Raw genomic sequence first — 23,351 nt, 5'->3', positions numbered from 1 at the left:
GCCACACATAGTCTCAGTTTGCAAAATTATGGTGGATTTTTAGAGATGCCCTTATTTTGTACAACCACAGTACAAAAATGCGTTTTAATCTAGCGAAAAGCCGTTTTTTGTTAAATATATACTGGCATAAATTTTGCATTTGTACGTTTAACCAATCAATTTAAATAAGTCATTTTTCCAACACACAGAATGGCATATTTCAGATTATTTGAAATATGCCGTAATGCAGAGATGGCTTTTACTTTTTGTATTGCCGAAATCAAATTGATTAAATTATTGTTCAGGTGGATTTTATGTTTAGACTTTCTTTTGCAGCTTTATTTCTTATCTTTAGTCACACAGCATCGCTAGCGGCTGAAACTTATACGCAGCTCACATTAAACGATGCGATTAAAATTGGATTAAACAACAATGTTCAGCAGCGTATTTCATTGCAAGCCGCTGCAATTGCTGAGTCACAATATCAAGAGGCGCTCTCTGCACACTGGCCAACTGTCAGCTTACAAGTTAGCGCAATACGTATGGATCAAGACCCTACGTTTACTTACCCGCAAACAAACATACCATTAGGAGCGCTTGGGGCTGCTTTAACGCAGCTACTGCCGCCTGGTTTATCTATTCCCTCTAGCATTGATGTTCCAAAGCAAAAGATTAAGCTCATGGATAGAGATACCGCAACAGCTACCCTGCAAATGATGATGCCACTTTATACAGGTGGAAAAATCACTAGTATTGTTAATCAAGCTAATTTGGGTAAAGAAATTGCGCAAGAAGAATATCACCGTAGTACCTTACAAGTAGTGCGTGATGTAAAGCGTTACTACTACGCGGTTAAGTTAACTCACGGCTTATCTGAGCTTGCGCACGATACGGTTGAAACTTTAGGCAGCACGCGTGACTTAACCAAAAGCATGTATGAAGGTGGGTCTGGCACAATTAATAAGCTTGATTATCTTAAAACTGAAATGGCAGTTAATTATGCTAAATCACTGGAAACCGAATTCCTAGCTAAAGAAAAATCAGCAACAGCTGCACTTAATTTTGCTATGGGCTTGCCTTGGAACAGCACCATTGCACTTGCTGAAGGTGATTATCCAAAGTCTAGCAATGAGCCTGCATTTGATAGCCTAATGGCGCAAGCACAGCAATTTAACCCTGACATGAGTATTATTAAATTGGCCGTTAAAGTAGCAGACGAACGATTTAACGAGGCAAAAAGCGCGTATTACCCACAGGTAGCGCTGACCGGCAATGTAAGACATATTGAAAATTCTTACGATGGTGGGCTGGTCAATGAAGATAATAAAAACTCATGGACGATAGGCGTTGTGATGAGTATGCCAATATTTGATTTTGGCAAAACTAGTCATCATGTTAACTCTGCAAAATTACAACGTAGTCAAATGAGTGAAACTCAATTATTGGTAGAACAAGGCTTAGCGGCTCAACTAAAGAATTTGTTCATAGGGTTAGATGCCTCTAATCAACAGATTGCTTTATCAGAGAAAACGGTAGAATTTTCACGTGATTATGAGCGATTAACTAATCAGGCCTATCAAATTGGCGCAAGTAAGCCAGAAGACATTATTCAAGCAAGTATTTACAGCGCAGTGGTAGAGGGCAGCTATTTAAAAGCGCTGCATGATAGCGCAAACAATATGGCTGAAATTGAGTATTTTATTGGCGCTCAGTTACCTGAGCAACCATAGATTTCATGAGATAACATAAATTAAAAAATGAAATATTTAATAAAAATGATGGTGTTTATTGGCGTTATCAACAGCCTTTGCATATCGCTCACTCATGCTGAGCCATATGATTTGGTTGCGGGCAGCTCATCAATTGGTTTTCGTGAAAATGACAAACAAAATGTCAACATCGGGTTCAAAAGTGCATTTAATGCACTGTTATCCTCTGAGAATATGAAATGTGATTTTCAAAATTATGGCACCTCAGAAGAGTTAGCTCAGGCCATTTCAAAAGGACAGGTGAATGCTTTTTTTGGAAGTCCAATTGAGTTCTTGCGCTCCGAGTTATATTTAATGCCTACTCCATTAGTAAGTGGGGTATTTAGTCAAAAGTTAAAGTCTAAAATTATATTAGTAGTGAGGAAAGACAGCGACATTAACGCTTTAGAGCAACTCAAAGGAAAAAAACTTTCGACTCAAAAGACAATGTTAGGCGATATGGGCATTTTGTATATTGATACCTTATTAATGGAACATCAATTACAGCTAACCAAAAAATTTTTCTCTGAGATTCAAGTGAGTGAAAAGTCCAATACTGCTTTGGTCGATTTATTCTTTAAAAAAGTAGATGCTGCATTATTAAGTGAAAGTCAATTTGAAATCGCGGCAGAACTAAACCCACAAATACGTCAAAAAACTAGAGTATTAGAAGCTTCAGAACCTTACTTAACTTTTGTAGCAGCTCTTACAAAAGGAACCCCTGAGCAAGCAGCAAATAGCATTAAAAATAGCCTATTAACTGTAAATAATACGACAAAGGGTCGTAACATTTTAAGCCTTATGAAGTTTGATGGTTTTAAAGAAATTAACATTTCAGATCTTGATGATATTCGAAAACTGATAGAAAAAAATAAGCAACTCAAAGAGCAACAACATGTTCATTAAATTAATAAAAGTTTGTATGTACTTGTTTTTTTGTTGTTCAGTGGCACAAGCACAAGAAAAAAAAGAATATGTGATTGGTTTAACAGAGCAAGGTATTCGTGGTGCGACCATTCAGGATGTTGAACTAGGCTTTAACTATCAACTAGAGAACTTAACAAAAAATAAAAAGTACTCGATGAAACTTAAAGTTTTCAAGGCTGATGAGCAGTTGATCAACATGTTTCTTGATGCAAAGCTATTTGGTTACTTCGGAACACCTTTGCTTGCCCTTAAGTATCCAAAAGAATTTAACTTAGATTCATTATTCGTTCCAGTATTGAACGATAAAGTCTTGCAACGCTATGTTGTGTTAGTGAGAAAAGACAGCAACATTAATCGGCTAGATGACCTTAAAAATAAAGCCATTAGCTATTGTATAAGTGATGAACTGGGCCTGATATTTTTGCAGAGGCAACTTAAACAATTAAAATTTGGCAATATTGACTCCTTTTTTAGCAAAGTCACGGTAAAGAAAAATCCAAACGTGGCTATTTCTACGACCTTTTTTAAAGAGTCTCAAGCGACAATCGTACTTGAAGCTGATTTTATAGTGGCATCTGAACTTAACCCACAATTAAAAGCGCAATTAATCAGCATTGAAACCTCACCAGAATATGTCATCAATATTTTGGCAGTTTCAAATAAAAGCGATACCACTATGCCAATTGATGAGTATGAAGATACCGTACTTAGTATTGGTGGAACAGTACAAAGTAAAAAATTATTGAAAAAATTTAATTTTGGGAGATTACGCAAAATTAAAAATGAAGATTTAAATAGCGTAAGGGCCTTAGTGAGTGACTTAAATGGGCCAGACACAAAGTGATTAAATTTTGGTCATCAGGTATTTTTGGATTTTTCTTTTCCAGAGCCCTAATCGCAATTGTGACTTTTGCCACTATTTTACTACTGATTTTATTACCATTCTTTAAAAGTCAGTTATTGCAGATGGTTGAAAACCAAAGCGAAATGTTTGCAAACAGCACTATCGCTGCGACAACGTCTAATCTTTATACCGAATCTTATGGAGAGATAATTGAGTATGTCACTAATGTTTTAAACGATACGGGTAATATTTTATTTGTTGTGATTTCTAAAAATGGCGGCGAAGATATTGTTATTACGAAGAACAATTGGATTCAAAGCAAAGACATTTTCAATGGCGAGAAACTTAAGCTCAGTGATAATAAAAGTGTATTGCATTTTGAGTCAACGGTAATCACTAAGGGCAACAGCTTTGTGCTTCATAAAAAGTTTGATATCGGTGGGGCACCTTGGGGAATGATAACGATAGGGATGAGCGATAGTCAATACCAAGATATTAAAAATAAGTATATGTTAATTGTTGGTGCTGTATCTGCGATATTAGTAGCGATTTTATTACTATTATTTCATCGTAGTGCAAAAAAAATTAGAGCACAAATGGCTAATTTATCAGAGACAGGTTTTCAGCTGCAAATGGGAAATTTATCTGCTAGAGCTTCTGAAAATGGGATTGGTGAAATCGGTTCACTCTCTAAAGCCATTAATACAATGGCGACTAACCTGCTTGAACAAACAAATAGTTCTAAGCAATTAGCACAAATTGTTAAGCAAACAAATGACGCTTTTATTTTATTTGATACATCATTAAATATTATATTTGTGAATGATGCTGTTGCCGATGTGACAGGTTATGCCACTAGTCACTTTGAAAACTTTACGTTGGCCAGATTTACAAATTTATTGAATTTAGACTTAAATGAAATATTGCATGAATTAGATTGGGTTAGTGCTCACACACAACATTCACCAACACGAGATGTAGTGATTTTAAAGAGTAATCAATTAGTGATTGATGTGGAAATACGCATAGAAAGTATTACACACGATAAAAATCCAGGGCAAGGACAAGAGCAAAACTTTTTAATGGTCTTGTCAAACATTACAACACGCAAACACTTAGAAAAAGAATTGCATCAGCTGGCGTTTTATGACAAGTTGACAGACCTACCAAATCGCCGCATGTTTATGGACTATATGCGCAACGCCATAGAATATAGCAAAAAAAATAACAAATCATTCGCGTTATTCTTTATGGATTTAGATAACTTTAAGTTTATTAACGATACGCTTGGTCATGATGCAGGCGATGAGTTTTTGGTTCAAATTGGTAATAGACTAAAAGAAATAGTGAGAGAAAGTGACATGGTGACTCGTCTGGGTGGTGATGAGTTTACTATATTAATTGAAGATGTTAAGAGCAGTGGGGTGATGGATGTAGTTAAGCTTGCAGAAAAACTAGTAAAAGAGTTAGCAAGTAAACCAATCTATATTAGTGGGAGACCTTTATCGATTAGCACCAGCTTGGGAATTGCTCAGTACCCAGAACACGGCAATGATTGTGATACGCTCCTTAGAAATGCTGATATTGCTATGTACTCAGCTAAAAAGTCAGGTAAAAACCGCTACGCACTTTTTTCTGAAGAAATGAACGCAAGGCTAAGACATCTTATTGAAATTGAAGCCGACCTAAAGCAAGCAATAGCTTCAGGTACTGACATTAATTTTCACTACCAACCAATTATTGATCTAACGAATAATCAGCTAGTAGGTGTTGAAGCATTGGCGCGATGGAATCATCCTATAAAAGGCTTTATTTCACCTGATGAGTTTATACCGATAGCTGAAGGCTCGAATCTAATTGTTGAACTCAGTGATTATTTATTAAAAATAGCTTTCAAACAAGCTCAGGCTTGGAGTCAATTAGCTTTTGTCCCCTATATGTCCATCAACATTTCAGGCAAACAGTTTGAAAAAAACAGCTTTATTCATAAACTTGTTAACGCTTTAGATACATATAAAATTAAAGCAAGTAACATTCAGCTAGAGTTCACTGAAAGCATCATGCTTGACTCAACAAAAGAAACTATTTTAAAGTTTGAAGAGCTTAAAAAAATGGGCTTTAAAATTGCCATTGATGATTTCGGAACGGGTTATTCCTCTTTAGCTTACATACACAAACTACCTATTGATGTAATCAAAATTGACAAAACATTTGTAAAAGGCATGATTAAAAACAAAAAAACGCATTCTATCGTGGCAGCAATCACTAAACTCTCAAATGTCTTAGACATCAAAACTATTGCTGAAGGCATTGAACTTGCAGAGCAAGTGCAGATACTTAAGCAGTTGCAATGCGATTACGGTCAGGGCTTTTGGTATGCGCAGGCGCTACCAATCGAGGAGTTTAGGGAAAAATACTTACGTAATTTTGAGTGCAATTAAAGCTGATCACACTACCTATTTATTAGAAAATTAATAGGATTAGTGCAGCTTTGCCTCAGCTGCACTAGCTTGTTCTTGCAATATACCGTCTAGTTACCTAGCGATCCAAAAACCTTTTTAAGCAAACTACTCGCCTGACCAACAGGGTCTTGGCGAATGGCAGCTTCTTCTTTAGCGATCATCAAATAAACGCCATCCAAGGCTTTATTGGTGACGTATTGCTCAATTTTGGCGTCTTCTTTTTTCACTACGCCATATTTGCTGCCCATTTCAGCATATTTATTATAGGTTTCAGCCAATTGCACTTTCTCAGTGGCTTTGGTCACAATTGGTAAAAATTTTTCTGACATTTGTGCTGATGTGGTTTTTTTGAAATATTGTGTAGCCGCGTCTTGTGGGCCTGTCAGAATTGCTTTTGCATCGGCCACTGACATTTTTTTGATTGAATTGATAAGTAAGGTTTTAGCTTCTGGCACAGCCGCCTCTGCGGCGCGGTTCATTTTGAGAATTAACTCATCAGATTGCTTGCCCATCCCCATCATTTTCATGACTTTTTCGACTTTTTTTAGTGAGTTTGGTAGTGGAATTTTGACATCCGGATTACCCAAGAAACCATCGGTAGCGCCTAGCGTACTGACGGCTTTACCGACACCTTGCTTAAGCGCTTCTTTCAAGCCGCCACTGGCTTCGGTGTTACTTAAATCGCTAATACTTAGTGCGTTTGCATGAGTTGCAAATAGAATAAAACCTAAAGTTGCTAGTAGTTGTCGCATTTTTATCTCCAATGAATGACGTACTGCATAAGCATAACTCTAAATAGCGGTTTTTGTTTACGTGCTAATGATAATTTACGATTGCTTATTCTAACTCGTAGTCTATAAATAGACACTGCCCTGCAACCCCATAAATATTGGCTTGCAGGGCAGTGCTTGTTAAGACCTCTAAATAATAAATTTAGCTTTTTACATGCCAGATATTTTTCGCATAGTCACTAATCGCACGGTCACTTGAGAATTTAGCCATGTTTGCCACGTTCAATATAACCAAACGAGTCCATTCATCTTGGTTTTGGTATAGCTTGCCAACTCTGTCTTGCGTTTCTATATAACTCGCATAATCGGCAAGCAATAAGTACTGGTCGCCATTTTTCAACAAGTTATCAATAATCGGCTGATAACGATTCGGCTCCTCAACTGAGAAAAATCCGTTTGCAATCATATCTAGCACCTGTTTGAGCTCAGGGTTATTATGGTAGTAATCATTTGGGTTATAGCCGTTGGCTTTTACTTCCGCCACTTGTGGCGTCGTTAAGCCGAATATAAAGATATTCTCTTCGCCGACTTCTTCCATAATTTCAACGTTTGCACCGTCTAGAGTACCGATGGTCAACGCACCGTTAAGCGACATTTTCATATTCCCTGTACCACTAGCCTCGGTACCAGCAGTTGAAATTTGCTCGGATAAATCACTGCCTGGGAATAAAATTTCAGCTGCTGAAACTTCATAGTTCGGGTAGTAAACCACTTTTAGTTGGTCACCAACAGCCAAATCTTCATTAACAATAGAGGCAACATCATTGATTAAACGGATGATTTGCTTCGCCATCCAATAACCCGGTGCGGCTTTACCACCAAAAATCACGGTACGTGGCGTAATGCCTTTTTCGCCGCTACGAATGCGGTTATACAAAGTAATAATATGCAATACGTTTAACAATTGACGCTTATATTCGTGAATACGCTTAATTTGCACATCAAATAAACTGTTAACGTTTAATTTGATGCCTGTTTTTTGTTCAATCTTAGCGGCTAATCTAGCCTTATTGGCGTGCTTAACTGCTGCAAAGGCTTTTCTGAAGTTGGCATCATTGGCTAAAGGTGTGATTTTTTTGATTAGTGTTAAATCTTTCTTAAAGTCTGCACCAATCGCCTTCTCTAACAAAGCAGTTAATCCTGGATTAGCCTGATTCAACCAGCGACGCGGGGTAATTCCGTTGGTCACATTAGTCAATTTTCCGGGATAAATACGGTCAAAATCTGCAAATAGATGCTGTTTCAATAACTGGCTATGCAATGCCGCCACGCCGTTTACGGTATGGCTACCCACCACGGCCAAATGTGCCATGCGCACACGGCGACCATTTGACTCATCAATAATTGAAACACGCTGCAACAATTCAGGGTCACCTGGGAAATGATGGTTGACCATATGCAAAAATTCAAAATTAATTTTGTAAATAATCTCTAAATGGCGCGGTAATAATCGGCCAAATAAGTCGACCGTCCAAGTTTCTAATGCCTCTGGCATCAGCGTGTGATTAGTGTAAGCAAAAATCTTAACCACTAGCTTCCAAGCAAAATCCCACTCTAAGCGATGAACGTCTACTAACTGATACATCATCTCTGCCACACCAATTGAAGGGTGTGTATCGTTGAGTTGAATGGCAATTTTATCTGGCAGAATCGCCCAGTCTGCCTGTTTTTTCATCTCATGCGTACTTAAGAAGCGGCGCAAAATATCTTGGATAGAAGCCGAAACAAAGAAATACTGCTGTTTTAACCGTAACACTTTACCCAACACGGAAGCATCGTTTGGATATAACACTTTAGAGATGCTTTCGGTATCGTTGCGCTCTTGTACCGCTTGCTCAAAATTACCATCATTAAAATGTTTTAAATCAAATTCACGTGCGGCCTTAGCTGACCATAAACGTAAACTATTGACGGTTTTACCACCATAACCAGGAACTGGCATATCGTAAGCCATAGCCACCACATGCTCAGTATTAACCCAATGTTGCTTACCTTCCCCTTCTACCACATGCCCATAAAACTTAATGTCATAGGTCGATTCTGGACGTTGGAACTCCCAAACATTGCCGTAACGTAACCAGTTATCTGGGTTCTCTACTTGCTGACCGCCCTCAATACTTTGCTTAAACATGCCGTATTCGTAACGAATTCCATAGCCTGTGGCTGGAATATCCATAGTTGCCATAGAATCTAAGAAACACGCGGCTAAACGTCCTAAACCGCCATTGCCTAATGCCGCATCATTTTCCATTTCAACGGTATTCTCTAATTCGCGACCTAAAGCGGTAATGCCTTTTTTCAATTCATCCTCTATGCCCAAATTTAGTGCGGCATTACTCAACATGCGCCCAATTAAGAACTCCAAGGATAAATAATAAACACGCTTAGGATCATCCCGATAATAAGATTCCGCCGTTTTAACCCACTGCTTAACCACATGATCACGCACGGTATAACTTGCAGCGTGATACCAATCTCTAGGCGTTGCAGCCTCATTTGTTTTAAAGCTTGAAAACACAAGATGATTCTCTAAAGCTTGCTCTATTGAGCTTAACTTAGGAATCGCCACTTTAAGTTTTCTTGCTGGCTTAACTGCAGCACTCACTTTAGACTTTGCTTTTGACTCAGTTTTAGTTGCGGCTTTTGCTTTAGGAGTGGCATTAGCAGTTTTTTTCGCGGGAGTAGTCATTGGAGCCTTTTCGGTACATTGAGATTGTAAATATATCGCTGATTAGATAACCACTTTCATTCTAGCAATAAATGTACCATCTATAAATGACGGGAGGGTGAAATCCTTTGGGAAGATTAGATTAATTCATATCAGCACAAGAATCACCTAACCAGAGCTCCGTTGGGGATGGGCTAGGCGGTTTCATCGAAATTGAACTCCACAATGCTCACATGACTTTCCAATATGAGTATTATTTTCTTCATCGAGAAGCCTCTCATTACAATTTGGACATACCATTTTTTTGTAAAAAAATCTTATACGGGCACCCAGAACAGGAATCGTGGGTACAAAGAGCCACCATGGATGAATTGTATCAACGTAGAAGACCGCCCATAAAACCAAAATGCTAAAGTAATACGTTATTTCCGCCACCATGACGTGCCTGTAAAGCTTTTTCAGCTTTGAAACGTCAACGAAAATTTTGTCAGCAGATGTGCTTATCATGATTGCCTAACGTTTGACATAAGGGGCGCGCTTTAGCGTCCCACTTGACTGATGGGTTAGAAGGCTTTATGCAGACCATGAAACCTCATGTGGTAATTGGTAACTCGAATACTCGAAATGCAATACTCTTCTTCTAGTCTTAGTTATAGCCTTTTCAGAGGCATGAAAAATATGCGGGCGCATGACTATCGCACTGCCGCTTAGAGCTTCGCAATACGTTGGCTCGCCGTTTTTAATATGCTCTTGCACTTGGGCTGATTTGATTACACCATTTTTATGCGAGCCTGGGATGAACTTAAGGCAGCCATTAGAAATGGTTGATGGATCGAGGTTTAAACGAATAGTTATCATGCTCTCAAGCACGGCCAATGGAGGCTGAACATGCCATGCCCCAGCTTTTAATGACCAAGGTCCCCAGCCACTTTGCTCAAAGCGTTCAGATACAGTAACCGTTCTATCTTGATGCCATGTAACAAACCAATTGTTTTCAGGAGTTTTATCAAAAAAAATTGCCCTGACGAATTGAGGTTCACCTACTAAATAACTGCGAGCGATTGATATTAATTTTTCTGATTTTGATAAAGCTGCCACTTCAGGAATCAGTTGTTCAATTCTTCTGATTCCACCACCTAAGGGCTTTAATTTTTGAGCTTTCAGCACTTCCAATAGGGTTCTAACCTCATCTTCTGTGAGGATGTTTTCTAGAACTTCAAAACCTATCTCGTCGAACTTCAAGTTGTTGCCTTCTAACAATGATTATACGGACCGATGCACCCGTATAACAATATAGAAGTTGTTTGAGTTTTCATGAGATTTTTCTTTTTATTTCTTATAGTTAGATTTTCTTCTATCCATATAATAATAAATAGCAAAAGCGGACGCAACAATATTTTATAGCTTGAACAATTCAGAACCTGGATGATAACTTTGGAGATATATTAGCCAGTTGAGCACGCCAATAGCACCAACTTGAACACCTGCTTTCCGCATCTATAAGCTAACGTTTTAATAAAAAATTCTCGCCAATAAAAAACCCGCCAAGATTGCTCTTGAGCGGGTAATTTTACCAACTAATGAACTAGCTAATTAAACTGTTCATCCGTTTTACAAAGCTTGCAGGATCATTCAACGTTCCACCTTCTGCCAACAAAGCTTGGTCAAATAACACAAAAGCTAAATCACTAAATACTGCATCAGCTGTTTCCGCTTCTAGACGTTTCACCAGTTTATGTGCTGGATTAATTTCTAAAATAGGTTTAGCGTCTGGCGTATTTTGCCCTGCGGCTTTTAACATACGCGCTAAGTTGCCAGATAAATCATTAGCATCGCTCACCAAACAAGCGGGTGAATCAGTTAAACGATGCGTCACGCGGACATCTTTCACTTGATCACCGAGCGAATTTTTAATCTTCTCAACCAAGGTTTTAGCTTCTTCTTCAATTTGCTTTTGAATCTCTTTTTCCGTATCTGATTCAAGTTTGCCTAAGTCTAAATCACCCTTGGCGATAGATTGCAGTTTTTTACCGTCAAACTCAGTCAAACTACCAAGTAGCCATTCATCTACACGGTCAGACATCAGCAATACTTCAATGCCTTTTTTGCGGAAAATCTCTAAATGTGGGCTGTGTTGCGCGGCGGCAAAGCTTTCTGCAGTAATGTAATAAATCACATCTTGCTCAGGCTGCATACGTGCAATGTAGTCTTTTAGCGAAACTTCTTGCACGTCAGTATCCGCCTTGGTTGAGGCGAATCTTAACAGACCAGCAATTTTGTCTTTATTAGCATAATCTTCGCCTGGACCTTCTTTTAATACTCGGCCAAACTCAGCGTAGAATTTTGTGTAATCTTCTGGCTTATTCTCAGCCATGTCTTCGAGCACGCCCAAGATTTTCTTAGTCGAACCCGCTTTAATGGCATCCACATCGCGGCTAGACTGTAAAATCTCACGTGAAACGTTTAACGGCAAATCAGAGGTATCAATCACACCACGTACAAAACGCAGATACTGCGGCATTAACTTCTCAGCATCTTCCATGATGAATACGCGTTTTACGTATAACTTAATGCCATGACGGCGGTCACGGTCGTACAAATCAAACGGTGCTTTAGCTGGAATATAAAGTAGTGAAATATACTCTTGTTTACCCTCTACACGGCTGTGCGTATAGGCTAATGGATTCTCAAAGTCATGAGAAACGTGTTTGTAGAACTCTTGATATTCTTCTTCGCTAATATCATTTTTGCTGCGCGCCCATAGAGCAGACGCTTTATTGACCGTTTCATCTTCATCGGTTGCAACCTCAGCGCCGTCTTTCCATTCGGATTTTTTCATCACGATAGGTAAAGTAATATGGTCTGAATACTTGCGAATAATCGTTTTTAGTTTCCAATCACTTAGAAACTCATCTTCGCCTTCACGCAAGTGCAATACAATTTCAGTACCGCGTGTCGTTTTATCTGCATCTTCTAATGTGAAGTCGCCCTCACCTGCTGATTCCCAACGTACTGCCGTTGTTGCGCCAGCGCGGCGAGTAGTTAATGTCACTTTATCTGCAATAATAAAAGCAGAATAAAAACCCACACCAAACTGACCAATCAAATTCGCATCTTTAGCTTGGTCGCCAGAAAGCGCATTAAAAAATTCTTTAGTTCCAGATTTTGCAATGGTACCAATGTTCGCAATTACTTCGTCGCGACTCATACCAATGCCGTTATCAGCAATGGTGACTGTGCGTGCGTCTTTATCAAAAGCAATACGAATTTTTAACTCGCTATCGCCTTCATAAAGGCCACCATTACTCACGGCTTCAAAACGCAATTTATCTGCGGCATCTGATGCGTTAGAAATCAACTCACGCAATACGATTTCTTTGTTGCTGTATAAAGAGTGAATCATCAATTGAAGTAGTTGTTTTACTTCCGCCTGAAAGGCCATGGATTCTTTTGGATGCGTTTCTTTTTGTGCAGTCTCTACGGACATAAATTGAGCTCCTTGCTTGCGTATCAAAATTTGTGGGTTTTAAAAATTTAGTTTAAAAATTGAGGTTTAAAAACAATAGTCTTTTAATGGGGATAACATTACTTTTTTCAAGCGAGCTATTTTCAGAGGCTGCATTTGCGTAAGATGTATTAATATCAATTGGCTAACAATGCTGATCTTGTATTTTTTAAAATTGAGCGACGGATATTCTAAATACATACGTTTAAGCATGAAAGAACTGGAAAAAACTGCATGATTGAACTCGACCCTGATGCCGAACTGTTGCCGCGTATTGCGCGTGGCGATCAATCGGCTATTCGGGAGATGGTGGCTAAAAAGCTTTCTCGGCTGCTGGCGTTGGGTGTGCGCATGCTCAATGACCGCGCTGAAGCCGAGGATGTGGTGCAAGAAACTTTTTTGCGGGTTTGGAAACAGGCTGAACATTGGCAGTCTGGTGGCGCTAAATTTGATACTTGGCTGCATAAAGTAGCGCTTAATTTGTGTTATGACAAGTTGCGTAGCCGTAAGGGCTACACTGACAAAGATTATAGCTACGAAAATGCGCCAGAACTGATAGATCCTGCGCTAATCCCCGAGCAGCGTTTAGACAAGTCGCAACAAGGTGACCTGATTAGTTCCGCACTAGCGGCCTTACCTAACCGACAGAGGGAGGCTTTGGTACTGCAATATTATCAAGAACTTTCAAATATTGAGGCGGCAGATTTAATGGGCGTCAGCGTGGATGCGCTTGAAAGCCTGCTATCACGCGCAAGACGTAATATGCGAGCATTGCTCGCAGAACAAGGAGTACACAAAGCATGAATATAGATCAATTTATCAAGCTCATAGATGCCTATGGCGCAGCGATTGAACACTGGCCAGAAGTTCACCAGAAACAAGCCTACGAAATAATTAAACTCAATCTAACTGAAGTGAATAAGGCGTTTGAACAAGCACGTTTGTTGGATGGGGTGTTGAGCAGCCATGCGATAGCGCCTGCTGAACGTACGCTGTTTGATAGCATTATCGCCAGTGCACCAAAAGCTGATGCCTCAAGTATCAAGCAAAGCTTTTGGCAACAGTGGGATATCAAAAACTGGCTTGGTATTTCTGGTTTTATTGGCACAGGTTTAGCGGGTGCAATTGCGGGTGCATTTTTTGTATCAATTTGGACTTCAGGCATGCTCTCTGAAAGCATTAATGGTGTAAGTGAAGCATCTGGCACAATGGCGCAGTTCGTGGATGTTGGACAGGAGTGGTCTTAATAATGACGGGCTTTAGAATGAATAAAATAGAAAATCAGAAGTTTATTTTCGCCTCCCTGCTATTAAATCTATTTTTAATCGGTTGCATTGCTGGTGGCGCTTATAAGTTATTTGCAAACAATGAAACTGGCAAGGTGGGTCAAAATGCTTTACGTTTTGCCGCAGAAAACTTGAGTCAAGAGCAGCAACGGCAGTTTAAAAAAACTTTGCGTGTAGCAAGACGTGAAGTTAAGCCGCTATTGGCAACCGCTAACGAGGCACGCACTGAAGTGCGTAAACTCATTGCTGAACCTAAGTTTGATAGACAAGCTGTAGAAGTTGCACTTGCTAAGACCCGTGAAGCCGATAGAGCCATACGCATGAAAATTGAAGTCACTATGCTGAATTACGCAGAATCACTTTCTGCAGAAGATAGACAAAAATTTGCAGACGGCTTGGCTAAAAAAGGCCCTTTACGCGAGCCGCCTATCATGATGCTTAAAGATAATTAATACTAAAAATATTCGGGAATAATCAAAGTATGGCTAACACCACTAACATGAGCGCAGCTGCTATTGCCCTGAATCGCTTTGGCTTAGGTGCACGTGCAGATGACGCTGTACCGAATGACCCTAAAAAATGGTTACTAGATCAATTCAGCCAGTATCAAGCTAAGCCAATCAGCTTAGCAAACCAACCAAATACAGCCAACTTAATTGCAAAGTTTACCCAGCAGCAACAAGAGATGCGTAAGCTTGATGATGCTGATAAAAAGGACATGAAACGCACATTTAGGCGTGAGATAAAAGATACTTATCAAGACGCTGTGAGTGCGCGAGCTACTTTGGCTTTGACTAGCCCTACGCCTTTTATGGAACGTCTAGTGCATTTTTGGGCGAATCATTTTGCAGTTTCTATTGAAAAACCCGCTATTGCAGACTTAGCAGGCGTCTTCGAGTTTGAAGCTATTCGGCCTAACATTCTTGGAAACTTCAAAGACCTACTATTTGCCGTAGAGCGGCATCCAGCCATGCTAATCTATTTAGATCAAGTAAAGTCTATCGGACCTAACAGCAAAGCTGGCAGCCGTTCAGCCGAGAAGCAGCCTGATAAAAAGCGTGGCTTAAACGAGAATTTGGCACGTGAAATTATGGAACTGCACACGCTAGGCGTGCGTAGCGGTTATACGCAGGAAGATGTCACGGAGTTTGCACGTGCGCTCACAGGTTGGAGCATTGCCGGGTTAGGCAAAGATAAAGCTGCAAGTTCAGAAGCCAATGGCTTTATGTTTCGACCACAGTTACATGAGCCAGGCGAACGCAACATTATGGGTAAGGCTTATCACCAAGCTGGCAAAGCGCAAGCGGAAGCCATTTTGATTGATTTAGCTAATTCACGGGCGACGGCTACGCACATATCAACCAAGTTGGCGCAGCACTTTGTCAGTGATACACCACCAGAAAGTTTAGTAAATAAACTTACACAAGCCTATTTGGCTAGTAATGGTGACCTTAGTAAAGTTTATCGTGCGTTGATAGAAGCGCCTGAGTCATGGTTAAGCTCTCCAGCTAAATTTAAAACACCATGGGAATGGCTTATTTCATCGCTTAGAGGCTTAGGGCGACAAAATCTAGACAATATTAAAGTCGGGCAGATTTTAAATCAGTTAGGTCAACAAACTTGGAAGCCAGGCTCGCCCGCTGGTTTTGATGATATCGCAGCAACGTGGGCTGCGCCAAACGCGCTACTTAGGCGAGTAGAACTAGCTCAACGCTTAGTTGCGCCTTTGGGCGATAAGTTAGATGCTCGTGTATTAGCTGATAAAGTACTTTTAGGTGCAGTAAGTGATCAAACCAAAACTGCCATCAGCCGCTCAGAGAGTGCTTCTACTGGTTTAGCACTATTGCTGGTTTCACCTGAGTTTCTAAGGAGATAGCCATGCAAAATATGGCTAACAATATAAATCGTCGTGACTTCCTCCGTATGCTTTCTGCTGGTGCTGGTGTCCTGCTAGCATCACCCTATATCAGCTTTGCCTCAGCAGATACTGATCGACGCTTTATCTTTATCATTCAGCGTGGTGCAGCTGATGGCTTGAATATAGTGATTCCATATGCCGACCCAGCATATGCCAAACTACGAGGCGCATTGGCGATTGATGCTTCACAAGCGACTAAATTGGACGGTATGTTTGCCCTACATCCTTCGCTTGTTGAAACTGCTAAATTGTATGCCAACAAGCAGGCATTATTTGTACATGCAGTCGCATCGCCCTACCGCAACCGATCACACTTTGATGGTCAAAACGTTTTAGAAACCTTTGGATCTACAGCCTACCAAATCAAAGATGGCTGGATGAATCGCCTACTTACGTTACTACCATCAGCGCAGAATGAAGCGATTGCTTTGGCCACAACAGTACCCATGGCTTTGCGCGGCAAAATAGAAGTACCTTCTTACGCGCCGTCTGCGCTACCACAAGCCCCAGATGATTTACTGATGCGTGTTGCGCAATTGTATGCAGAAGATGCTCAACTACAAAGTCTTTGGACAGCGGCAATGGAAGCCAATAATATGGCGGAGGATGTCAGTGCTAAGCAAGACCCCGCAAGCCTAGGCAAACTGGCGGCATCTTTTTTAGTCAAAGCCGATGGACCGCGTATCGCCATGATAGAAACTGGCGGTTGGGATACGCATACGGCACAAGAGGCTAGGCTTGCTCGGCAATTAAAATCGCTAGACAGCATCGTCGCGGCAATACGCGATGGCTTAGGACCAGTTTGGGCTAAAACGACGATTGTCGTTGCAACCGAGTTCGGTCGCACTGCCGCCACCAACGGCACAGGTGGAACAGATCACGGTACAGGTTCGACCGCCATGATACTCGGTGGTGATGTCAATGGCGGCAGAGTGCTTGCCGACTGGCCAGGATTAACGAACAGTGCGCTTTATGAAGGCCGCGACCTTAAACCAACTGCGGACCTCACGACTTTAATCGCTTCAATTGCTAGCGCGAGCTTTAAACTCGACCCGACACAGGTTAATAAAGTGCTGTTTGCAGAAGCAAATAAAACTAAAACCTTAGAAGGTTTGCTGCGCACTTAATACAACAAACCTTCTGCTTGAGTTAATTAAAGCTATTGCTTTATCCACTTAAATTAAATGACTAAGACTTTCTGGGCCAAAAACTTCACGGTGAATTTTAGTTGGGCTGATACCTAGCGCTATAAGTGTTTTCCACTGATCATCCATAAAAGTTTGTGGGCCGCAGATATAAAACTCAGCTTCATTATTTTCAGCACGAAATACATTGCCCTCAAAAGCAGTTGATAATAGTTCTGATAAATCCATCTTACCGATAGTCACGCCTTCTTCTTCTTCGTGGCACTCATTTAAATACAAAGCATGATTTAGATGCGGCATAGCCACTTTTGCCAAACTCACATCCTGTCCATGTGATAGATGCTGCTTAGACCTAGCCGCATGCACAAATAACACTGGACGATTTGGGTTCTCCTCGGCAAGGCTATTCAGCATTGAAATCATCGGCGTGACGCCAACTCCAGCTGAAATCAAACCGATTGGATGTTTTTCTAAAATATCTGGCGTGAAATTTCCAAAAGGATGGCTTACGTCTAGAATGTCCCCAATATGCACATGCTGATGTAGCCAATTTGAAACTTTACCTTTTGGCTTAAATTCATCACCTTTTTCAGATTTGACTGAGATGCGTAAAGTATTTTTATTAGGCGCATCAGATAAACTATATTGGCGTAATTGTCTGAGTTGTAAGTCTTCTAAATAAGTTGCGATTGAGACATATTGTCCAGGTTTAAAATTTGGTAAATTCTGATTGTCTGCTGCTTGCAATGTAAATGAAACAATATCTGCACCCTGTTGCACCTTGTCAACAACCATCAACTTCATCCAGCGATCAGCCTCAAAGCCTGCCGCTTGGTAAAGGCGCGCCTCGGCTGAAATTAATTCGCCGGCCAGCAGCCAATAAGCTTCATCCCATGCGGCAATCAAATCCGGTGTGGCTGCATCACCTAATACTTCTTTAATGGCCCCCAGCAAGTAACGTCCAACTATTGGGTAATGTGAGGGTTTAATGCCAATTGAAGCATGTTTATGCACAATACGTTCAATCACAGGTGCTAATGCAGCTGCATTTTCTATATTGGCGGCATAAGCAAATACTGCTGAAGCTAAGGACTGCTGTTGTGAACCGTTTGCTTGATTGCCCAAATTGAATAGATTATTCAGCTCAGGATGCGCAGTAAGCATATTTTTATAGAACACCGTTGTGATGGCTAGGCCATGCTCGCGTAGCACAGGAACACTGGCATCGATATAAGGTTTGGCTTTGGCAGATAACATGATTTCTCCTAAAAGTTGTATACGAAATACAACATATAATGTAAAAAAATACACTCGTGTGAGTGTGATTAAATAATTTAATTGGCGCTAACGATTAAGTTATAGTTACGCCGCTTTGTCTTTCAATAACACCTGATAACGCTGGTGCATACTAATCACGGCAGACTGTGTTTTATGGTTTACCACATCAGCCAGTGAAAACGTATTCATGTGCTCGTAAAAAGCCTTCAAACCTATATCTAAAATCTCTTTTAGATGACACTGCCCTTTTAACGCACAAGGTGGTTTGGCACAATCAATCAAAGCTGAAGCATTCTCCAGCTCCTGCAATACATTACCCAGCTTTAACTGATTGGATTGCACACCTAAGCGCAACCCGCCATTTCTGCCACGTGTGGCTGATATCCAACCCAATTTATTTAAGCGCGTCACCACTTTAATTAAATGATTACGCGGAACACTGAATTGCTCTGCGATTTCATTAATTGTCACAGGTATCAGGCGGTCTTCCTGTGTGAGATACATCAGTACACGCAAACTTAAATCGGTGAATTTTGTTAATTGCATGCTTGCATAGTATATATGTTGCATAATAAATGCAACATATATTTATTTTGGAAATGATACCTGATGGCTGCTTGCTCTAATTAGCTCTTGGGCGCTCTTGTTCATCATGCTTTTCTTGATAGATTTCTTTGCTTGCAGCATGTTGATCTTGATGTAACTCTTGTCGCTCATCTTTGGTCAACGTTCCATCCGATTTAAACGCACGCTCTTCCTGACGAATACCTTTTTGGTCACCACGTAAATCTTTAGCTTCAGCTCTAGTCAACTCACCAGATTTAACACCCTGCGCAATGCGTCTATCTTGATGGTGTTGGTGCTTATTCACGTTAGGGTCTCGAGTACCAGCCATTGTTGCGGTTGCGAATGTAGATGAAACTGCCACCGCCATAATAGAAATTAATAATTTGTTCATATGATTGCTCCTTATAGTTAATTGCTTATATTTAATGTTAAGTGCTGAACATTCTGAACTGTGTGATTTAGTTCTAATGTAATCTTTAAACGCAACAGCAATCGGCAATCCGTCGCGGCAAATATAAATAATTAAATAATATTTGAAATATTTACTAGACAACTGGTCTACTAGTGTTTATAGTCTCATCCATGAACACCGTCAATCAAAACTTAGATGTCCGTCAGCACGTACTCAATGTTGCTCAGAAAATCATTTCGAGAAGGGGCTACTCTGCCGTTGGCCTCAATGAAATACTAGCGGCGGCTGACGTACCTAAGGGCTCATTTTATTATTACTTCAAATCTAAAGAAGCATTTGGAGAAGCCCTGCTTCAGAATTATTTTGAAGAGTATCTTGCCAGCATGGACACGATGTTTAGCAATTCAAAATTAAATACTGGTGATCGTCTAATCAGTTACTGGCAGAATTGGCTAGAGTCGCAAGAGACGTTTGATTGCCAAGGTAAGTGTTTAGCAGTCAAATTAGCTGCCGAGGTAACAGATTTATCGGAAGCCATGAGATTAGCGCTCAAGTCAGGCACCTCTGAGATTATCAGTCGATTGGCCAACCTAATTGAGGCTGGTAAAGCTGATGGCACGCTAAGCATGCAACATGACTCACTCAGCCAAGCACAAACTTTATATCAGATGTGGTTAGGTGCTAGCTTAATGACTAAAATCACTCGCAACATGGAGCCAATGAAAAACGCGATGTCAGCCACAAAAGAAATTTTGTTTAAAGAGTAGGCATAGCGGTTTATTAGCACATATATTTTTTATCAACTTAATATACGACTGGTCTAATTTATGGGTAAGCCAGAAGTAACGTCATCACCCAGTCATTTAATAGGAGTAGTGAAATGAAAATTCTTACAGTTTTAACATCGCATGACCAATTGGGTAACACTGGACGCAAAACAGGTTTCTGGCTTGAGGAGCTTGCTGCTCCATACTATATATTTAAAGATGCAGGTGTCGAAGTCACCCTCGCATCCCCTAAAGGCGGCAAGCCTCCACTTGACCCTAAAAGTAATGAACCTGACTTTCAAACTGACGCCACGCATCGATTTGAAGCTGATGCTGAGGCAAAACTTGCACTTGCAAGCACGGTAACACTAAGCTCAGTCAACCATAATGATTTCGACGCCATATTTTATCCAGGTGGTCATGGTCCGTTGTGGGATTTGGCTGAAGACGAAAACTCTATCAGACTGATTACTCAAGCCTTAGCTAACAATACACCTGTGGCACTTGTCTGTCATGCGCCAGGCGTACTGCGACATGTTAAGAATGCAGATGGTACTCCGCTGGTACAAGGCAAAAAAGTCACTGGCTTTACAAACTCAGAAGAAGCTGCGGTTGGTTTGGTTGATGTTGTACCATTCTTAGTAGAGGATGAGCTTATTAAAAATGGCGGTCTGTATTCAAAATCTTCAGATTGGGCATCTTATGTGGTGCAAGATGGCATTCTAATTACGGGCCAGAATCCAGCTTCGTCAGCGGATACGGCAAAACAACTCTTGCAGCTACTCGCTACGAGGTAAAGTCATGAGCGCTTACGTAATAATGGTTCGAGAAAAAACCGTGAATCATGAAGAAATGGAGCTTTATGCAACGTTAGCCATATCGGCTCGTGAAGGACATCATGTCACACCATTAGTGAGGTATGGTGCGATTGAAGTCTTAGAGGGGCCAGAGGTAGAAGGTTGCTTGATTCACAAGTTCCCAACCATGAAAGATGCTAAAAACTGGTATCAAAGTGATCAATATCAGAAGGCAGTCAAGCATCGCCACAACGGAGCTAAGTATCGAGTAATGATAGTAGATGGTGTAGAGGACTAGCTACTTTGTAGCATAAGATGACTGCTGCTGGATGGCTAAACTAGTTTCCAGCGCAGTCTCGCACTCCCAAACTGCAATAATTTTCAAATGCACGGATAAGAAATAATGAACAATATCAACACATATATGATGGCAACCATGGCCGCTGTTTTTTGGGGAGCCAACTTCAACTTAGCGAGGCCAGTTGTCGCCGAGATGGGTCCTTACATTGCAGGTGCTAGTCGCTATATTCTGGCAGCGATCATCATGGTGTTAATTACCCAGATTAAAAGAGAAAGTACTCCACTTAGATATTGGAGAAAATACTTAGCTCTAGGCATAGTAGGCGTTTTTGGATTTAATCTCTTTTTCTTTCTCGGCATGCAAACCACCTCAGCGATCAACGGCGCTTTAATAATGGCTTTAAATCCTTTGTTGACGGCAATTCTTGGATATTTAATTCTGCAAGAGCGCCTATCAACCAGACAAATAATTGCGTTTCCAATAGGTATTATAGGCGTGGCGATTGTAGTGCTTGGCGCAGGAGCACATCTAAAAATCTCGATTGGAGATACCTACATTCTTGTAGCAAATTTAAGCTGGGCTCTTTATAACGTACTAGTACGGAAAATAATGCCTAAAGATGTAAGTGGCGTTGCTAATACAGCGGGGATTATGACGGTAGGCGCTATTGCATTAAGTTTTGTCGCATTATCTCAAGGCGATAGATTAATTGTAACTACACTCTCAACTGCTATAGCACTGATGATCATGACCATAGGTGGAAGTATATTGGCTTACTTATTTTGGAATGCAAGCATCACGAAACTCGGCCCATCAAAAGCTGCTATTTTTATGAATCTAGTGCCAGTCACGTCTATGATTATTGCCGCAATTGAAAGCCACCCACCAAATCATGCGCAGATACTAGGCGCTATTTTGGTCATCAGTGCGATAACATTCAGTTCAATATCAAACTCTAAATGACATAGTGCTACCACATAGTGGTGGCTATATGAGTATGATTAATACTGGCCTAGCCCCTAAGCTGTAGGGTTTGATAGTAGTTTCACAGCATCTATTAAGACTAGGCGTCAATCATAAACAAGGCTGCAAGCCAATAGCAAACCACGCAGCGCGGCTCATGGGTGGCAGCATAAGGTAAGACGGGGAACCTCCCTATATCGAGCTTACCTGCCTTTGCTGATTTTTGTTTATCTTAGCTTGCCCCCATTGCTTAACCACCCCCTAGTCGTGAGAGGTAGCAATAAACACCATATAGCTCAATTAAACTAAGAAAAGCTATATCAGCATTAAGCCCAATGTATGAATGTCGCGCCAAGAGTATGTGCAAGTGTTTTAACCAGTCATTATTCATGGTTAGCACCTCGCAATATATAACAACCTACGCGGTGCAATATGCCACTTTCGTCTTCTACGGTTTCCCAAACCGTAGAAATTTCATGCCCTTTTTTGCGTAATTCATGCGCCCTAGCGGGTGGGTGGTAAATGGCTAAAAACCTGCTGGCTTCATAACTGTTAATCTTGAATTGTTGGAGGGCTTTAAATAGGCGTAAACATTGTTCTTTTGCGCTGTTACCAGTAAACTCTTTGCTCAGTTGTATTAAGGCGGCTTCTTTGCGGGGGTTGCCTTTTTTATTGGTCATGATTAAGCAACCGCCTTTGCTACTAAGGCACTTTTTAATTCGCCCACATTCCAGCAAGTGGTTCTAGGGAATAGTTTGTGTGGTTTTGGTATGGTTAAATTTTTTACGCCCCTCCACACACTGGCAGCGCTGCAATCATATAAGGCTTTTACAACAGGGAAACGAACGTGCGCGCTATCGGGTAATTGGTCAAAGTCGGGTAATGCTGAATTGATACTGATTGATTGTTGCATGATATTTAACCTCGTTGTTGTTAATGTGAGGTTGCATCATGTCATTGATTTAACTAGTAAAATATCTCGTTTAGTGGCTA

Annotated in this window: 22 protein-coding genes; 13 read left to right on the top strand and 9 right to left on the bottom strand. The window is 40.7% G+C overall.

Annotation, left to right across the window (positions count from 1 at the left end; translation table 11 throughout):
- The first annotated feature begins 293 nt into the window (after positions 1-293).
- From PSU78_RS03180 to PSU78_RS03165, 4 genes are read left to right on the top strand one after another with little or no spacing between them, the layout of a single operon-like run.
- A complete protein-coding gene (locus PSU78_RS03180; protein WP_300384144.1) occupies positions 294-1,709 on the top strand; it encodes a TolC family protein in 1,416 nt (471 codons plus the stop codon).
- A gap of 27 nt (positions 1,710-1,736) precedes the next feature.
- Positions 1,737-2,633, top strand: coding sequence for a PhnD/SsuA/transferrin family substrate-binding protein (locus tag PSU78_RS03175; protein WP_300384141.1), 897 nt, complete (start codon positions 1,737-1,739; stop codon positions 2,631-2,633).
- The gene (locus tag PSU78_RS03170; RefSeq protein ID WP_300384138.1) at positions 2,623-3,498 is read left to right on the top strand and encodes a PhnD/SsuA/transferrin family substrate-binding protein; all 876 of its coding nucleotides are present in this window, start codon (positions 2,623-2,625) and stop codon (positions 3,496-3,498) included. The genes PSU78_RS03175 and PSU78_RS03170 overlap by 11 nt, the downstream gene beginning before the upstream one ends.
- Positions 3,495-5,939: an EAL domain-containing protein gene (locus tag PSU78_RS03165; protein ID WP_300384134.1), complete on the top strand. Its 2,445-nt coding sequence runs from the start codon at positions 3,495-3,497 to the stop codon at positions 5,937-5,939. The genes PSU78_RS03170 and PSU78_RS03165 overlap by 4 nt, the downstream gene beginning before the upstream one ends.
- 89 nt (positions 5,940-6,028) lie before the next feature.
- On the opposite strand, the gene PSU78_RS03160 is transcribed toward PSU78_RS03165, so the two are convergent.
- The 4 genes from PSU78_RS03160 to htpG form a co-directional block, all read right to left on the bottom strand.
- Positions 6,029-6,712: a DUF4197 domain-containing protein gene (locus PSU78_RS03160; protein ID WP_300384131.1), complete on the bottom strand. Its 684-nt coding sequence runs from the start codon at positions 6,710-6,712 to the stop codon at positions 6,029-6,031.
- 181 nt (positions 6,713-6,893) lie between these two features.
- On the bottom strand, positions 6,894-9,440 hold the full coding sequence (locus PSU78_RS03155; RefSeq protein WP_300384128.1) for a glycogen/starch/alpha-glucan phosphorylase: 2,547 nt from the start codon (positions 9,438-9,440) through the stop codon (positions 6,894-6,896).
- A gap of 552 nt (positions 9,441-9,992) precedes the next feature.
- A complete protein-coding gene (locus tag PSU78_RS03150) occupies positions 9,993-10,679 on the bottom strand; it encodes a phytanoyl-CoA dioxygenase family protein (RefSeq protein ID WP_300384125.1) in 687 nt (228 codons plus the stop codon).
- A 325-nt stretch (positions 10,680-11,004) separates the two neighbouring features.
- The gene (gene htpG, locus PSU78_RS03145; RefSeq protein WP_300384123.1) at positions 11,005-12,906 is read right to left on the bottom strand and encodes a molecular chaperone HtpG; all 1,902 of its coding nucleotides are present in this window, start codon (positions 12,904-12,906) and stop codon (positions 11,005-11,007) included.
- Positions 12,907-13,119: 213 nt separating this feature from the next.
- Between htpG and PSU78_RS03140 the strand changes: the two genes are divergently transcribed.
- From PSU78_RS03140 to PSU78_RS03120, 5 genes are read left to right on the top strand one after another with little or no spacing between them, the layout of a single operon-like run.
- On the top strand, positions 13,120-13,728 hold the full coding sequence (locus PSU78_RS03140; RefSeq protein WP_300384149.1) for an RNA polymerase sigma factor: 609 nt from the start codon (positions 13,120-13,122) through the stop codon (positions 13,726-13,728).
- Positions 13,725-14,171: a hypothetical protein gene (locus PSU78_RS03135; protein WP_300384120.1), complete on the top strand. Its 447-nt coding sequence runs from the start codon at positions 13,725-13,727 to the stop codon at positions 14,169-14,171. The genes PSU78_RS03140 and PSU78_RS03135 overlap by 4 nt, the downstream gene beginning before the upstream one ends.
- 17 nt (positions 14,172-14,188) lie before the next feature.
- Entirely contained in the window at positions 14,189-14,662 is a 474-nt protein-coding gene (locus PSU78_RS03130) for a periplasmic heavy metal sensor (protein WP_300384117.1), read from the top strand.
- A 29-nt stretch (positions 14,663-14,691) separates the two neighbouring features.
- The gene (locus tag PSU78_RS03125) at positions 14,692-16,086 is read left to right on the top strand and encodes a DUF1800 domain-containing protein (RefSeq protein WP_300384114.1); all 1,395 of its coding nucleotides are present in this window, start codon (positions 14,692-14,694) and stop codon (positions 16,084-16,086) included.
- Positions 16,087-16,088: 2 nt separating this feature from the next.
- Complete coding sequence (locus PSU78_RS03120; RefSeq protein WP_300384111.1) at positions 16,089-17,255, top strand: DUF1501 domain-containing protein; 1,167 nt, start codon at positions 16,089-16,091, stop codon at positions 17,253-17,255.
- A gap of 48 nt (positions 17,256-17,303) precedes the next feature.
- Here PSU78_RS03120 and hmpA read toward each other — a convergent pair whose 3' ends face one another.
- The 3 genes from hmpA to PSU78_RS03105 form a co-directional block, all read right to left on the bottom strand.
- Positions 17,304-18,530, bottom strand: coding sequence for an NO-inducible flavohemoprotein (gene hmpA, locus PSU78_RS03115; protein WP_300384108.1), 1,227 nt, complete (start codon positions 18,528-18,530; stop codon positions 17,304-17,306).
- A gap of 105 nt (positions 18,531-18,635) precedes the next feature.
- Positions 18,636-19,097 (bottom strand): Rrf2 family transcriptional regulator, encoded by a 462-nt coding sequence (locus PSU78_RS03110; protein ID WP_300384105.1) that lies wholly within the window; start codon positions 19,095-19,097, stop codon positions 18,636-18,638.
- Between the two features lie 76 nt (positions 19,098-19,173).
- Positions 19,174-19,509 carry a hypothetical protein gene (locus PSU78_RS03105; protein ID WP_300384103.1) on the bottom strand — a complete coding sequence of 112 codons (336 nt, stop codon included), beginning with the start codon at positions 19,507-19,509 and terminating at the stop codon, positions 19,174-19,176.
- Positions 19,510-19,700: 191 nt separating this feature from the next.
- Here PSU78_RS03105 and PSU78_RS03100 point away from each other — a divergent pair, with 191 nt between their 5' ends.
- From PSU78_RS03100 to PSU78_RS03085, 4 genes are all read left to right on the top strand, one after another.
- Positions 19,701-20,297, top strand: coding sequence for a TetR/AcrR family transcriptional regulator (locus PSU78_RS03100; RefSeq protein WP_300384100.1), 597 nt, complete (start codon positions 19,701-19,703; stop codon positions 20,295-20,297).
- Positions 20,298-20,410: 113 nt separating this feature from the next.
- A complete protein-coding gene (locus tag PSU78_RS03095; RefSeq protein WP_300384097.1) occupies positions 20,411-21,094 on the top strand; it encodes a type 1 glutamine amidotransferase domain-containing protein in 684 nt (227 codons plus the stop codon).
- A gap of 4 nt (positions 21,095-21,098) precedes the next feature.
- Positions 21,099-21,392 (top strand): DUF1330 domain-containing protein, encoded by a 294-nt coding sequence (locus tag PSU78_RS03090; RefSeq protein WP_300384094.1) that lies wholly within the window; start codon positions 21,099-21,101, stop codon positions 21,390-21,392.
- A gap of 105 nt (positions 21,393-21,497) precedes the next feature.
- Positions 21,498-22,358 (top strand): DMT family transporter, encoded by an 861-nt coding sequence (locus PSU78_RS03085; RefSeq protein ID WP_300384091.1) that lies wholly within the window; start codon positions 21,498-21,500, stop codon positions 22,356-22,358.
- A 383-nt stretch (positions 22,359-22,741) separates the two neighbouring features.
- On the opposite strand, the gene PSU78_RS03080 is transcribed toward PSU78_RS03085, so the two are convergent.
- Positions 22,742-23,038: a helix-turn-helix domain-containing protein gene (locus PSU78_RS03080; RefSeq protein WP_300384088.1), complete on the bottom strand. Its 297-nt coding sequence runs from the start codon at positions 23,036-23,038 to the stop codon at positions 22,742-22,744.
- A gap of 2 nt (positions 23,039-23,040) precedes the next feature.
- Positions 23,041-23,271: a transcriptional regulator gene (locus PSU78_RS03075; RefSeq protein ID WP_300384085.1), complete on the bottom strand. Its 231-nt coding sequence runs from the start codon at positions 23,269-23,271 to the stop codon at positions 23,041-23,043.
- Positions 23,272-23,351 lie beyond the last annotated feature (80 nt).

This window comes from Methylotenera sp., assembly GCF_029945705.1.
Taxonomy (GTDB): Bacteria; Pseudomonadota; Gammaproteobacteria; order Burkholderiales; family Methylophilaceae; genus Methylotenera.
The sequence above is the reverse complement of the archived record's forward strand: the minus strand, read 5'-3'. Positions and strand labels throughout refer to the sequence as shown.

What these genes read in the sequence shown, in the direction of transcription:
- PSU78_RS03180 (WP_300384144.1), top strand. Translation starts at nt 294, where the DNA reads ATGTTTAGACTTTCTTTTGCAGCTTTATTTCTTATCTTTAGTCACACA.
- PSU78_RS03175 (WP_300384141.1), top strand. Translation starts at nt 1,737, where the DNA reads ATGAAATATTTAATAAAAATGATGGTGTTTATTGGCGTTATCAACAGC.
- PSU78_RS03170 (WP_300384138.1), top strand. Translation starts at nt 2,623, where the DNA reads ATGTTCATTAAATTAATAAAAGTTTGTATGTACTTGTTTTTTTGTTGT.
- PSU78_RS03160 (WP_300384131.1), bottom strand. Translation starts at nt 6,712, where the DNA reads ATGCGACAACTACTAGCAACTTTAGGTTTTATTCTATTTGCAACTCAT.
- PSU78_RS03155 (WP_300384128.1), bottom strand. Translation starts at nt 9,440, where the DNA reads ATGACTACTCCCGCGAAAAAAACTGCTAATGCCACTCCTAAAGCAAAA.
- htpG (WP_300384123.1), bottom strand. Translation starts at nt 12,906, where the DNA reads ATGTCCGTAGAGACTGCACAAAAAGAAACGCATCCAAAAGAATCCATG.
- PSU78_RS03135 (WP_300384120.1), top strand. Translation starts at nt 13,725, where the DNA reads ATGAATATAGATCAATTTATCAAGCTCATAGATGCCTATGGCGCAGCG.
- PSU78_RS03130 (WP_300384117.1), top strand. Translation starts at nt 14,189, where the DNA reads ATGAATAAAATAGAAAATCAGAAGTTTATTTTCGCCTCCCTGCTATTA.
- PSU78_RS03125 (WP_300384114.1), top strand. Translation starts at nt 14,692, where the DNA reads ATGGCTAACACCACTAACATGAGCGCAGCTGCTATTGCCCTGAATCGC.
- PSU78_RS03120 (WP_300384111.1), top strand. Translation starts at nt 16,089, where the DNA reads ATGCAAAATATGGCTAACAATATAAATCGTCGTGACTTCCTCCGTATG.
- hmpA (WP_300384108.1), bottom strand. Translation starts at nt 18,530, where the DNA reads ATGTTATCTGCCAAAGCCAAACCTTATATCGATGCCAGTGTTCCTGTG.
- PSU78_RS03110 (WP_300384105.1), bottom strand. Translation starts at nt 19,097, where the DNA reads ATGCAATTAACAAAATTCACCGATTTAAGTTTGCGTGTACTGATGTAT.
- PSU78_RS03105 (WP_300384103.1), bottom strand. Translation starts at nt 19,509, where the DNA reads ATGAACAAATTATTAATTTCTATTATGGCGGTGGCAGTTTCATCTACA.
- PSU78_RS03100 (WP_300384100.1), top strand. Translation starts at nt 19,701, where the DNA reads ATGAACACCGTCAATCAAAACTTAGATGTCCGTCAGCACGTACTCAAT.
- PSU78_RS03095 (WP_300384097.1), top strand. Translation starts at nt 20,411, where the DNA reads ATGAAAATTCTTACAGTTTTAACATCGCATGACCAATTGGGTAACACT.
- PSU78_RS03090 (WP_300384094.1), top strand. Translation starts at nt 21,099, where the DNA reads ATGAGCGCTTACGTAATAATGGTTCGAGAAAAAACCGTGAATCATGAA.
- PSU78_RS03085 (WP_300384091.1), top strand. Translation starts at nt 21,498, where the DNA reads ATGAACAATATCAACACATATATGATGGCAACCATGGCCGCTGTTTTT.
- PSU78_RS03080 (WP_300384088.1), bottom strand. Translation starts at nt 23,038, where the DNA reads ATGACCAATAAAAAAGGCAACCCCCGCAAAGAAGCCGCCTTAATACAA.
- PSU78_RS03075 (WP_300384085.1), bottom strand. Translation starts at nt 23,271, where the DNA reads ATGCAACAATCAATCAGTATCAATTCAGCATTACCCGACTTTGACCAA.